11 protein-coding genes are annotated in these 12,852 nt (G+C 66.8%); 8 read left to right on the top strand and 3 right to left on the bottom strand.

The genetic code is table 11. The features are described 5' to 3' along the window. Positions 1-205 precede the first annotated feature (205 nt). A complete protein-coding gene (locus N5D45_RS17855; protein ID WP_279939393.1) occupies positions 206-1,210 on the top strand; it encodes an MBL fold metallo-hydrolase in 1,005 nt (334 codons plus the stop codon). Positions 1,211-1,316: 106 nt separating this feature from the next. Here the strand turns inward: N5D45_RS17855 and yihA are convergent, their stop codons facing one another. After that, entirely contained in the window at positions 1,317-1,919 is a 603-nt protein-coding gene (gene yihA / locus N5D45_RS17850) for a ribosome biogenesis GTP-binding protein YihA/YsxC (protein ID WP_014038472.1), read from the bottom strand. Between the two features lie 156 nt (positions 1,920-2,075). Between yihA and N5D45_RS17845 the strand changes: the two genes are divergently transcribed. The 4 genes from N5D45_RS17845 to N5D45_RS17830 all read left to right on the top strand — a co-directional run bounded on the left by N5D45_RS17845 (position 2,076) and on the right by N5D45_RS17830 (position 5,361). Further along, entirely contained in the window at positions 2,076-2,876 is an 801-nt protein-coding gene (locus N5D45_RS17845) for a c-type cytochrome (protein ID WP_010480905.1), read from the top strand. A 106-nt stretch (positions 2,877-2,982) separates the two neighbouring features. Continuing rightward, complete coding sequence (locus N5D45_RS17840) at positions 2,983-3,633, top strand: thiol:disulfide interchange protein DsbA/DsbL (protein WP_279939392.1); 651 nt, start codon at positions 2,983-2,985, stop codon at positions 3,631-3,633. Positions 3,634-3,739: 106 nt separating this feature from the next. Further along, positions 3,740-4,570: a thiol:disulfide interchange protein DsbA/DsbL gene (locus tag N5D45_RS17835; RefSeq protein ID WP_279939391.1), complete on the top strand. Its 831-nt coding sequence runs from the start codon at positions 3,740-3,742 to the stop codon at positions 4,568-4,570. A gap of 53 nt (positions 4,571-4,623) precedes the next feature. Then, positions 4,624-5,361: an endonuclease/exonuclease/phosphatase family protein gene (locus N5D45_RS17830; protein WP_005419292.1), complete on the top strand. Its 738-nt coding sequence runs from the start codon at positions 4,624-4,626 to the stop codon at positions 5,359-5,361. Positions 5,362-5,427: 66 nt separating this feature from the next. Here N5D45_RS17830 and N5D45_RS17825 read toward each other — a convergent pair whose 3' ends face one another. Further along, complete coding sequence (locus N5D45_RS17825; RefSeq protein ID WP_279939389.1) at positions 5,428-6,297, bottom strand: EamA family transporter; 870 nt, start codon at positions 6,295-6,297, stop codon at positions 5,428-5,430. Between the two features lie 72 nt (positions 6,298-6,369). Between N5D45_RS17825 and N5D45_RS17820 the strand changes: the two genes are divergently transcribed. The 3 genes from N5D45_RS17820 to fhuE all read left to right on the top strand — a co-directional run bounded on the left by N5D45_RS17820 (position 6,370) and on the right by fhuE (position 9,798). Continuing rightward, positions 6,370-6,852: an Lrp/AsnC family transcriptional regulator gene (locus N5D45_RS17820; RefSeq protein ID WP_279939388.1), complete on the top strand. Its 483-nt coding sequence runs from the start codon at positions 6,370-6,372 to the stop codon at positions 6,850-6,852. A 77-nt stretch (positions 6,853-6,929) separates the two neighbouring features. Further along, positions 6,930-7,481 (top strand): M23 family metallopeptidase, encoded by a 552-nt coding sequence (locus N5D45_RS17815; RefSeq protein ID WP_279939386.1) that lies wholly within the window; start codon positions 6,930-6,932, stop codon positions 7,479-7,481. Positions 7,482-7,653: 172 nt separating this feature from the next. After that, the gene (gene fhuE / locus N5D45_RS17810) at positions 7,654-9,798 is read left to right on the top strand and encodes a ferric-rhodotorulic acid/ferric-coprogen receptor FhuE (RefSeq protein ID WP_279939384.1); all 2,145 of its coding nucleotides are present in this window, start codon (positions 7,654-7,656) and stop codon (positions 9,796-9,798) included. 132 nt (positions 9,799-9,930) lie between these two features. Here fhuE and N5D45_RS17805 read toward each other — a convergent pair whose 3' ends face one another. Next, the gene (locus N5D45_RS17805; RefSeq protein ID WP_241877684.1) at positions 9,931-12,792 is read right to left on the bottom strand and encodes a TonB-dependent receptor; all 2,862 of its coding nucleotides are present in this window, start codon (positions 12,790-12,792) and stop codon (positions 9,931-9,933) included. Between the last annotated feature and the right edge of the window lie 60 nt (positions 12,793-12,852).

Raw genomic sequence — 12,852 nt, 5'->3', positions numbered from 1 at the left:
TCCCGCAACCGGACCCACCCCGCCATCCCACAGGAAACCAGCTTTTGCTTCGGCCGTTGCCGTTGCCGTTGCCTCTGCGGGTGCAGGGCGCAGCCCTGCAGCCCCCCCTTCCCTGAGCATTCCACGTAGTGGTTTGAGCGCCGCGCACACGCCAGCCACGGCACGCTAGGCCAACGGAACCACCCGTCATCCACCGAGAACCACCATGACCCTGCGCCACCTGCCCCTGCGCTCCGCCCTGCTGCTGGCCCTGTCGTCCCTGCCGCTGGCCGCGCTGGCCCTGTCGTCCCTGCCGCTGGCCGCGCTGGCCGAGGCTACTTCACCCGCCCCCACCCAGCAGGTGCCTGGCGTCTATCACCAGCGCGTCGGCGCACTGCAGGTCACCGCCCTGTTCGACGGCGTGGTCGCGCTGGGCCGGCAGGAAGTAGTGGACGTGCCGCCGACGCTGGTCAGCCGCCTGCTGGAAGGCCGCTACGTACCTGAGGACAAGAAAGGCCTGCAGACAGCGATCAACGCGTTCCTGATCCGCCAAGGCAACCACCTGACGCTGGTCGATACCGGCACCGCGCAGTGCTTTGGCCCCGGCCTGGGCCAGGTGCTGGGCAATCTGCGCGCCTCCGGCGTGGACCCGGCCGAGGTGGACGAGGTGCTGCTGACCCACGCCCATCCGGACCATCTGTGCGGGGTGCTCGACGCGCAGGGCAAGCCGGCCTATCCCAATGCCACGGTGTGGCTGTCCAAGGCCGATGCCGATTACTGGCTCAACCCGGCCAGCGAGGCCACCGCACCGAAGGGCGTGCGCTTCGCCTTCCCGTTGGCGCGCAACGCGGTGGCGCCGTACCAGGCCAGCGGCCACCTGCACACCTTCAGCCCCGGCGATGCCCTGCCCGGTGGCGCGGTGGCGATGGACACCCATGGCCATACGCCCGGCCATGTCTCCTACCGGTTCGACAGCCAGGGCGAGTCACTGCTGGTATGGGGCGATGTGCTGCACTTCCATGCGGTGCAGTTCGCGCACCCGGAGGCGGCATTCGAGGCCGATTCGGACCGCAAGGCGGCCATCGCCAGCCGTCGCGGGCTGCTGCAGCAGGCCACCGTCAACGGTTGGTGGGTGGCCGGTGCGCACCTGCCGTTCCCCGGCCTGGGCCATGTGCGTGGCGAGGGCAAGGCCTATGCGTGGGTGCCGGCGGAGTATTCGCCGTTGAAATGAGCCGATGAGCCCTTGTAGAGCCGAGCCCATGCTCGGCAACCTGGGCCTGGCCGCGCTGCGCGCGGCAGCCGAGCGTAGGCTCGGCTCTACAGGAAAACCGGAAGCCTTACTCCAGCCCCAACCAGCCGCCGATCACGCCGCGGGCTTCGTCCACACCGGTACGGTCTTCGCCGGAGAACACCTGCACGCTCACGCTGTCGCCATAGGCCGATTGCAGCTCCTTGCGCACCTTCTGCAGGGACTGCATCTGCTGGCTGCGGCTGAGCTTGTCGGCCTTGGTCAGCAGCGCGTGCGCCGGCAGGCCACGCTGCACGGCATAGGACAGCATCTGCCGGTCGTAGTCCTTCAGCGGATGGCGGATATCCATCACCACCACCAGGCCCTTCAAGGCTTCGCGGGTGCGGAAATACCTGTCGATGAAGGCCTGCCAGTGCGCCTGCAGGTCCAGCGGCACCTTGGCGTAGCCGTAACCGGGCAGGTCGACCAGATGCGCTTCCGGGGTGACCTGGAAGAACACCAGCTGCTGGGTACGGCCGGGGGTCTTGGAGACACGGGCCAGGGCGTTCTGGCGGGTCAGCGCGTTGAGCGCACTGGACTTGCCGGCGTTGGAGCGGCCGGCGAAGGCCACTTCGGCCCCTTCGTCGGGCGGCAGCTGCCGCACGTTGTGGGCCGAAAGGTGGTAACGGGCGCGTTCGATGAGCAATGACATGTGCCTAGGATCGCATGTTGCGGCGCCGCGCGCCCGTGCCGGCGGCCGTTGCGGGCATTTTGCTGCAGTGCTGCGTTGACCGTGCGAGGAAACGGCGTTGATAATCCGGGCGACGCCGGCGGCCACCGCCCGGCCCGGTCCATACGGAGCTTCAGCATGCGCCACGCTCGCGTTCTTGCCGTATCCGCCCTTGCCACTGCTGTAGTCGTTGCCGCTGCTGCGTTCGCGCAGACCACGTTGACCCCGCTGCCCGACAACGGGCCGATCCGCACCGCCTCGCTGGAAGTGGATTTCAGCAAGACCACCTGGGGCGACGCCAAGGCCGGCCAGACCAAGGCCTCGGCCTGCGCGGCCTGCCACGGCGCCGACGGCAATTCCACAGTGGAGATGTACCCGTCCATCGCCGGCCAGAGCGAACGCTACGTCGCCCAGCAGATGGCCCTGATCGCCAACGGCCAGCGCAGCTCCGGTGCGGCGGTGGCGATGGTGCCGTTCGTGCAGAACCTCACCCCGCAGGACATGCGCGACATCGGCGCGTTCTTCGCCACCCAGAAGGCCACCGCCGGCATCGCCGATGACACGGCGGTCACCGACGGCCCCTACAAGGGCATGAAGTTCTACGAGATCGGCCAGCAGCTGTACCGCGGCGGCGACGCCAAGCGCGGCCTGCCGGCCTGCATGGCCTGCCACGGCCCCAGCGGCGCCGGTAATCCCGGCCCGGCCTATCCGCACATTGGTGGCCAGCACGCCAGCTATGTCGCGCGCCGCCTGCAGGAATACCAGGCCGGCCAGACCAACGAAACCGACAAGGCGCACTTCCAGATCATGGCCACGGTCGCGCAGAAGCTGAGCGAGCAGGAGGTGCAGGCACTGTCGAGCTACCTGCAGGGTCTGCACAACAAGGCCGACGACGTGGCCGTTGCCACCACGCCGGCACAACCGGCTGCCGCCCCCTGACCACCATTGGTCGGCCGGGGCCGCCACCGCGGCCCTCGCCTGCGGTATGTTTCCTTCACGCCGGCGACCGCGCCGGCGTTGCTTTTTTCAACGGAGATGCGTGTCGATGAGGTTGATTTCCCGCCTGCTGTTGTCTGTGCTGGTGCTGCTGCCGCTGGTGGCCTGCGCCGCAACCCCTGCCAATGCCCCGCTGGTCGAAGGCAAAGACTACGAGCGCATCGCCCAGCCGGGCCCGTTCCAGCCGCTGGCCGGCAAGATCGAGGTGGTCGAAGTCTTCGGCTACACCTGCCCGCACTGCGCCCGTTTCGAGCCGCAGCTGGAAGCCTGGGCAGCCAAGCTGCCGGCCGACGTACGCTTCACCCCGGTTCCGGCGGCCTTCGGCGGCGCCTGGGACGCCTGGGCCCTGGCCTACTACGCCGCCGACGAAGTCGGCGTGGCCAAGCGCAGCCACGGCGCCGTGTTCAAGGCCCTGCACCAGGATGGCTCGCTGCCGATGCAGAACGTTTCGGCCGATGAGCTCGCCACCTTCTACAAGGCCTACGGCGTGACCCCGGACCGTTACCTGCAGGCCCTGCGCGGCGATGCCGTACAGAAGAAGGTCGATGCCGCCCGCGCGTTCGCCCAGCGCACCAGGATCCCGGGGACCCCGGCGCTGATCATCAACGGCCAGTACCTGGTGCGTGGCGACAGCTTCGACGACCAGCTGCGCATCGCCTCGGCGCTGATCGCTCAGGTCCGCGCCGCCCGCGGCCGCTGAACCAACACCCACCACCGACACGGCGCTGTCGCCGCCGCGTGTCATCATTTCCCCCTGGCCGGCGCATGACGCCGGCCCCACCTTTCCAGATGCTGGAGACGTTTCCATGAAGATCCGTTACGCCCTCGCCCTCGCAGCGCTGCTGCCAATCCTGGCTGCCTGCAAGGCCGACGACGGCAGCACCAACACCACCGCGGCCCCGGCCGAACCGGCTGCAGCTCCGGCGACCACCGAACCGGCTGCGCCGGCCGCGGGTACCGAAGGCACCGCACCGGCCGCTGCCGAAGGCGAGAAGGCCGCGGCTGAAGCCGCCCCGGCCGCTGCACCAGCCCCGACCACCGCCGCGCTGACCGGCCCGGCCCCGGTGGAAGGCGCCGACTACCAGGTGATCCCGAACGGCCAGCCGTTCCAGCCGGCCGCCGGCAAGATCGAAGTGACCGAGATCTTCGGCTACGTCTGCCCGGCCTGCGCCGCGTTCCAGCCGCTGGTCGGCCCGTGGAAGGCCGGCCTGCCGAGCGATGTGAACTTCGTCTACGTGCCGGCCATGTTCGGCGGCACCTGGGACAACTACGCCCGTGCCTTCTACGCCGCGCAGACCCTGGGTGTGCAGGAGAAGACCCACGAAGCCCTGTACGCTGCCATCCATTCGCAGAAGACCCTGAAGGGTGAGCGCGGCACCGATTCGGTTGACGACATCGCCAAGTTCTACGGTGCCTACGGCGCGGATCCGAAGCAGTTCGCCGCCACCATGGGCAGCTTCGCAGTGAATGCCAAGACCAACTCGGCCAAGCAGTTCGCCCAGCGCAGCCAGATCAGCGGCACCCCGTCGATCATCGTCAACGGCAAGTACCTGGTGAAGGGCAAGAGCTTCCCGGACATGCTGCGCATTGCCGACCACCTGATCGCCCGCGAACGCGGTGCGGCCCAGGCTCACTGATCCAAGAGAAGCGTTTCCCGGCCGTGAATTCCCCCCGTACACGGACCCTGCGCTTGCTGACGGCCAACATCCAGGCCGGCTCAAGTACCCGCCGCTACAGCGACTATGTGACCCGCAGCTGGTCACATGCGCTGCCGGCGGGTCGCAAGCGCAGCAGCCTGGACGCGATCGCCACCCTGGCGCGCGAACATGACATCGTCGGCCTGCAGGAGGCCGACCCGGGCAGCCTGCGCTCGGGCTTCACCAACCAGACCCACTACCTGGCCCAGCGTGCCGGCTTCAACTACTGGAGCCACCAGCCGAACCGGCGCATGGGTGGGGTCGCCTCCAGCGCAAACGGCCTGCTGAGCAAGCTGGAACCGGTGGAAGTGCAGGACCACGCCCTGCCCGGCCGTATCGGCGGGCGCGGCGTGCTGCTGGCCAAGTTCGGCGATGGTGCCGACGGCCTGGCGGTGGCGGTGGCCCATCTGTCGCTGGGTGCAGGCTCGCGGATGTCACAGCTGGGCTTCATCGCCGAGCTGTTGTCCGACCACCCGAACGCCGTGTTGATGGGTGACTTCAACTGCCTGGCCGAGCGCCCGGAAATGCAGGTGCTGTACCAGAAGACCCGGCTGCAGCCCCCGGGCTGCATCGTGCCGACCTTCCCCAGCTGGCGGCCCGACCGCGCCATCGACCACATCCTGGTCAGCAGCGGCCTGCAGACCCGCACCGTGGAAGCCGTACCGGCCGCCTTCTCCGATCACCTCGCCCTGGCGATGCAGATCGACGTCCCGGCCGACGCCCTGCGCTGAAAAAGGGGACGGAGGGGATTAAGTCGTTTGTGGCACAAACGACTTAATCCCCTCCGTCCCCTTTTTTCATGCGGTGACCGGCACCTTCAACCGCCGCGCGGTCATCGTGCTGCCCACCGAGGCCAGCACGGTGCAGCCGATCGCCAGCCACTGCAATCCATGCAGGTGCTCGTGCAGCAGCAGCATCGCCCACAACGCGGCCACCGCCGGTTCCATGCTGATCAGGATGCCGAACGTTTCCTTCGGCAGGCGCTTGAGCGCCATCATTTCCAGCGACATCGGGATCGCGCTGGAGACCAGCGCCACCAGCAGGCCGGCGGCCAGGATCTTCGGCTCGAGCAGCGCGGCGCCGGCATGTACCACGCCCACCGGCACAACCACCAGCGACGCGGCCAGCAGCCCCAGCGACACCGAATGCCCGGCGTGCAGATGACCGGCACGCTTGCCGAACACGATGTACAGGCCCCAGCACGCCGCTGCGCCCATCGCATACAGCACGCCGGCCGGATCCAGCGCCGGGCCACCGCCCAGCGGCAACAGCAGCAACAAACCCACCACGGCGCAGCCCACCCAGACGAAGTCGATGGGGCGTCGTGACGACAGCATCGCCACCGTCAGCGGCCCGGTGAACTCGATGGCCACCGCGATGCCGAAGGGAATCGTGCGCAGGGCCATGTAGAACAGCAGGTTCATCAGGCCCAGGGTGAGCCCGTAGCGCAGGATGGTGATCGCATCCACGCGGCTGGTCTTCCAGCGCCATGGCCGCCAGAACAGCAGCAGCAACAGGGCCGAGAAGCCCACGCGCAGCGCGCTGGTGCCCTGGGCGCCGATCAGCGGGAACAGGTGTTTTGCGTAGGAGGTGCCGATGGCCAGCGAGGTGACCGAGCCGAGCACCGCCAGCGCCGGCAACATCGGCGCGAGTCGTGAGGTCTGCATGCGCAAAGTCTATTGCGCCGGCGCCGAGCACTTGGCTCAATTGACAGCCCGTTCGTGCAACTTCTGCTCGCCATGGCCACCGCCCCCGTGCTCGACAGTTTCGACCGCGCCATCCTCGACCTGCTGCAGCGGGACAACACTCTGCCGCAGCGCGAAATCGCCGAGGCCGTGCACCTGTCCACCCCGGCCGTGCAGCGCCGCATCAAGCGCCTGCAGGACAGCGGCGTGATCGCGGCCAATGTGGCGGTGGTCGCTGCGGCCAAGCTCGGGCGGCCGCTGACCATCATCGTCGAGGTCCGCGTGGTCAGCGAGCAGCGCGAACGCGTGGCGCCGTTCAAGCGCCGCGTGCAGGAGGACCCCGCCGTGCAGCAGTGCTACTCGATCACCGGCGATGGCGATTTCCTGCTGCTGCTTTCGGCGGCGTCGATGGAGGAGTACGAGGCGATCACCGAGCGCTTGTTCGGTGGCGATGACAACATCGAGCGCTTCCGCACCTCGGTGGCACTGGGCACGTTGAAGCGGAGTTTCGAAGTGCCGCTGCTGCCGGTCCTGTAGCGTCGAGCCATGCTCGACGGCCTTTTGACCGCAAAGCCAAGGCAGTCGAGCATGGCTCGACTCTACACTCCGAAACCATGAGCACATCGCCCTCCCACGCCCACCGCCTGCGCCGCTGGTTGCTGCGCGGCCTGTGGCTGGCCATTGCCGTCGTTGCGATGATGGCGTTGTGGAACAGTCCCTGGGCCGCCGCACCGAAGATGCTGTGGACACTCGCGCGGATGCCGCCGGCCACGCAACTGCCGGTGCCAGTGGACGGCGTGCGGCCACGCCAGATTGCCGATACCTTCGGTGCGCCGCGAGGCCGTGACCGCTCGCACGCCGGCATCGACATCTTCGCCAGCCGTGGAACGCCAGTGCGCAGCGCCACCGTCGGTGTCATCGCGGATGTCAGCGAACGTGGGCTCGGCGGGCGCCAGGTGTGGGTGATCGGGCCCGGACGCGAGCGCTACTACTACGCGCACCTGGAAAGCTGGGCCGAGGACCTGGTGCGTGGCCAGGTGGTCCAGCCCGGCGACCTGCTCGGCCATGTGGGCGACAGCGGCAACGCCAAGGGCACGCCCCCGCACCTGCACTGGGGCATCTACGGCGCAGACGGCGCCCGCGACCCGCTGCCACTGCTGCGCTGACCGCCATTGCGCACCCGCGCATCGATCTGTTCATGATTTGTAAATAGGAATAGTTCGTATTACCATTTCTTTCGTTTCCGGTGGTGCCAGGACGGCCTGCCCGTCCTCTCCCTACCCGTAGCGCCTCGCCTCCTGGATGCCGGCCGATCGCGCGTGCTCGCCCAGGACCCCCATGAACCGTTCCGCCTTCCGTACCCCGCCGCCGCAGCGGCTGTCCGTTGCCGTGTTTGCCGTTCTCTGCGCCGTGGCCCCGGCCGCCTTCGCCGACACCGCCGCCGACCCGACCACGCTGGACAAGGTCGTCGTCAAGGGCGAACGCGCCGAAGGCTACTCGGTGCGCCGCACCTCGGCCGGTACCCGCTTCGACCTGGCGCCGCGCGAGATCCCGCAGTCGGTCAGCATCATCAGCCACCAGCGCATCGAAGATCAGAAGCTGGACGACATCATCGACGTACTGGCCAACACCACCGGCGTCACCAGCACCCAGTCCGACAGCGAGCGCACCGAGTTCTATGCGCGCGGCTTCTACATCGATGCCTACCAGTTCGATGGCCTGCCGACGCAGATGGTGCAGAACTGGAGCTACGGCGATTCCGGCCTGGACCTGGCGCTGTATGACCGCGTGGAAGTGGTGCGCGGTGCCACCGGCCTGCTCAGCGGCGCCGGCAATCCGTCGGCGTCGGTGAACCTGATCCGCAAGCATGCCGACAGCGCCGAACTGACCGGCAGCGTCTCGGTGAACGTCGGCAGCTGGGGCCGCACCCGCACCACCGTGGACGTGGGCAGCGCGCTCAACGCCAGTGGCACGGTGCGCGGCCGCGTAATCGGCAGCTACCTCGACACCGACGGCCAGATGGACCGCTACAACCAGCGCAAGACGCTGGGCTACGCCGTCATCGACGCCGACCTGACCCCGGACACGCAGCTGAGCGTGGGCTACGACTACCAGCAGAAGCGCGCCAATGGCGCGACCTGGGGCGGCTTCCCGATGTGGTACGCCGATGGCAGCCCGACGAACTATCCGACCTCGTTCAATCCGTCGCCGGACTGGACCTACTGGGATACCACCAGCAAGCGTGCGTTCGCCACCCTGCAGCACGCCTTCAGCAACGGCTGGAAGTTCAAGATCGGCGCCACCCACGACCGCACCAAGGCCGATGACAAGCTGTTCTATCCGGCCTATACCGCATTCAACAAGACCACGGGAGCCGGCATCACGCCGATGGCCGGCTTCTACAACACCGAGCGCAAGGTCGACGGCATTGATGGCTACATCGACGGTCCGTTCCAGCTGTTCGGCCGCGAACACCAGTTCATGGCCGGCCTGAGCTACAACAAGCGCGAGTTCGCCAACTACGGTGACTTCCAGCCAGATTTCAGCGATCCGAATGCACAGTACCTGCCGCTGCCCAGCTACTTCGGCTGGACCGGTGATTTCCCGCAGCCGAACTGGCGACCACTGAAGCTTGCCAGCCAGGGCACCATCACCCAGAAGGCCGGCTATGCCGCCGCGCGCCTGTCGCTGGCTGATCCGCTGAAGCTGATCCTCGGTGCGCGCTACACCCACTGGAAGAGCGAAGGCGAGAACGACGACCGCGAACACAAGGTGACCACCCCGTACGCCGGCCTGGTGTATGACATCAACGACACCTACTCCGCGTACGCCAGCTACACCGAGATCTTCCAGCCGCAGACCGCGCGCGACCGCAACGACCGTTATCTCGATCCGGTAGACGGCAAGAGCTACGAGGTGGGCGTCAAGGGCGCCTGGTTCGACAACCGTCTGAACGCCTCGCTGGCGGTGTTCCGCATCGAGCAGGACAACGTCGCCCAGGTCACCAGCGAACCGATCATCGGCCGCCCGGGCGAGTTCGCCTCGATCGCTGCGCGCGGCACCGTGAGCCGTGGATTCGAGTTCGAAGTGAACGGCGAACTGGCCCCGGGCTGGAATGCGACCTTCGGTGCTTCGCGCTATGTGGCCAAGGACATCAACGGTGCCGACATCAACACCAACCTGCCGCAGACCGCGCTGAAGCTGTTCACCAGCTACACCCCGCAATCGCTGCAGGAATTGACCGTCGGCGGCGGTGCCAACTGGCAGAACCGCATCTACTACGCCGCACCGGTGGTGGGCCGCTTCGAACAGGAAGGGTATGCGCTGGTCAGTGCCTTCGTGCGCTACCGCATCTCGCCGGAGTTCAGCGTGCAGGCCAACCTCAACAACCTGCTGGACAAGAAGTACTACTCGCAGATCACCGGCTACGGTGCGTACGGCGATGGCCGGAATGGCTCGCTGACGTTCACCTGGGCGTTCTGATCAGGCGCGGGGTACGATCGCCCCGCACCTGTAGAGCCGAGCCCACGCTCGGCTGATTCTCTGAGCCGAGCGTGGGCTCGGCTCTACACCAGCAAGGCAGCGCCGGAACTGACCGGCGCTGCCACCCTCACATCAGAAGCGCAGGTCCGCGCGCAGGTACCAGTAGCGGCCACGCGGGATGTCATAGGTCGAAGCGTCGTAACCGTTCAACGAGCACGACAGGCAGATCGGCGGATCCTTGTCGAACACGTTGTTCAGGCCGGCCGTCAGCTGCAGCCCCTTCATCCAGTCGATCTTGTAGCCCACCTGCATGTCATGGAAGGTGGTGGCCGACAGCGTATTGGTGCCCGCAGCCTGGTTGCTGCAGACCGGAAACACGGAAGCGTCACCGCAGTTTTCGGTCAGTTCGGAGATATGCCGCACGGTCCAGTTGGCGCTCCAGCGATCCAGCGTCCAGCCGATGCTGGCATTGCTGGTCCATTCCGGAATCGAGCTGTCGGCCACTTCCACGCCCGGCTTCTGCGGCTGCTTCTGGCCCGCCGCACCGGTGGCTTCGTAGCGACCCACGAAGGTGTTCTTCCAGCCCAGCTTGAACTGACCGATCGAGCTCTGCGGCAACGTCCAGAACAGATCCACATCCCAGCCATCGGTCTTGATCGAACCCAGATTGGTCAGGCGGTTGTTGAAGCTGCTGACCGCGCCGGTGCTGGCACGGGTGATGCCGTTGCAGTAGATCGGGTCCAGCGTGTCCACGCACAGGTCCAGCTGGGTCTGCGCGTTGATTGCCTGGATCGCGCCGTCGATGGCATGGCGGTAGAAGGTCACTTCCACATCGAAGCGCTCCGACCACGAACTGTTGCTGCCAAACCATGGGCTCCACACGAAGCCTGCGCTGAAGCTGCGCGAGCGTTCCGGATCCAGCTCGCGGTTGCCGCCAGTGGTCACCGAGATCTGCGAGTTGGCCTGCTGGAACCCGGCCGGTACGCCCAGCGCAGCACAGTTGGCCGCGCTGCCACGCGGCGGCGTACCGCCCAGGCCCACAGAGCACGGATCGAACAGTTGCAGGTCGGCACGCGCGGCCGAGCCGTACAGCTCACCGATCGATGGTGCACGGAAGCCTTCGGCATAGGTCGTGCGCAGCACGAAGTCATCGGTCACCTGCCAGCGCAGGCCGTACTTGGGCGTGAATTCACCACCGAAGGTGGAGTAGTCCGAGTAGCGCCCGGCCAGGCTCAGGTCCAGCTTCTTGCCGAAGGTCGAATCGGCGAAGATCGGCACGCTCAACTCCAGATACGCCTCGTTGACGTCATAGGAGCCCGAGGTCGGCTGCGACGGCACGCCGTTGTAGTGGCCGGCCACCGTCAGCGGATCGGGCTGGTACGAACCCTCGTACTTGCGATACTCGAAGCCGGTAGCGAACGACACCGGGCCGGCCGGCAGCGTGAACAGGTCGCTGGACAGGTTGGCGGTGAACAGGCTCAGTTCGTTCTGGCTGCGGTCACGCACCACCGGCTGGATCCACTTCAGCATGTCCGGGGTGATCGAACCGACACCGCCGAAGATGTTCAGCGGCACGCAGCCCGGCGTCGCCGCACAGACCGACGGATCGCCCAGCGCCATGTTGACGTTGTAGATGTTGTAGCTGCCGTAGTTGGTCTGTTCGGCCTTGTTCTTGCTGTACATGCCGTTGACGTCCCAGTACCAGCTGCGGTCAGCCGCCTGGAAGTTGCCGACGAAGCCGGTGGCGAAATACGTGGTGTCCACTTCCTGCTTGAACACGCGCGCGCCGCCTTCCACCGGGCGGCGGCCGATCAGGCTCAGGTTGTCACCCGAGACCAGGTCGAAGCCGAACGGGTTGTACGGATTGAGCGCGGACACGGTGATGTTGTCGGCCAGCGGATTGCCGGTGGCGCCATCGGGGCCGAAGAACAGCGGCTCCGGACCGGCCTGGTTGGTCGACTCACGACGGTTGCCCAGTGCCTTGACATACCACTGCACGTTGTCGGTGATGTCGAAGCGGAACTGACCGAACAGGCCCTTACGCTCCGAGGGCGTCAGCACCATGTTGTACTCGGCGAAATTGAACCGGTCGGCGCTGGTGAAGCAGTGATAGTCATCGGTGCGCGCGCAGCCGGCGCTGCCGTCGTAGCGCGGGTTGCTCACGCCGGTATTGGGCACGATGTTCTGCACCGCGCCGGTGTTCGGGTCGGTGAACATGAAACGACCCTGCGGAATGCCACCGCTGCCGAACGCCAGCCCGGTGCCGGGAATCGGGAAGCGCGACTGCTCGCGGTCCTTGGCAAACACCGGATCCTGCTTGGTCCAGCTGGCGCCCAGGAACAGGCTGAAGCGGTCGCCGCTCTTGCCCCAGGCCAGGTCCACGCCCTTCTGCGTGCCATCGCCCTTGCTGTACTCGCCATAATTCAGGGTCACCTGGCCGCCATCGAAGTCACGGCGGGTGATGATGTTGACCACGCCGGCAATGGCGTCGGAACCGTACAGCGACGACGCGCCATCTTCCAGCACTTCGATGCGCTCGACGATGGCCAGCGGAATGGTATTGAGATCGGTGGCCGAGCCGACGCCGGATGCGGATGACTCATTGACCCAGCGGATGCCGTCGACCAGTACCAGCACGCGCTTGGCGCCCAGGTGGCGCAGGTCCACCTGCGCCGAACCGGCACCTACACCACTGCCATCGGGCGGGAAACCGAAGTTGCCGGACGAGTTGAACTTGGCGTTGAGCGCCGAACCGGAACCGGTGAGCTGCTGCAGCACTTCGCCGATCGAGGTCAGGCCGGTGCGTTCGATGTCACCGCGCGTCAATGTCTGGATCGGCACCTGGCCTTCGACTTCAGCGCGCTTGATGCGGGTGCCGGTCACTTCCACCGCATCGAGGTTGGTGGTGGATTGTGCAGCGGCACCCAGCGGTGCCAGGGCCATCACGCACAGCGCGACGGCAACCGCCAAAGGGCGGTGGTGCAGGTGATTCATTCGCTCTCTCTCCAAAGGAATGTCGGGACATGGGCTGCCGCACTCCCTCCCTGCATGGCG

It is taken from the genome of Stenotrophomonas sp. GD03819, from assembly GCF_029841665.1.
In the GTDB taxonomy this organism is placed as follows: domain Bacteria; phylum Pseudomonadota; class Gammaproteobacteria; order Xanthomonadales; family Xanthomonadaceae; genus Stenotrophomonas; species Stenotrophomonas geniculata.
The sequence above is the reverse complement of the archived record's forward strand: the minus strand, read 5'-3'. Positions and strand labels throughout refer to the sequence as shown.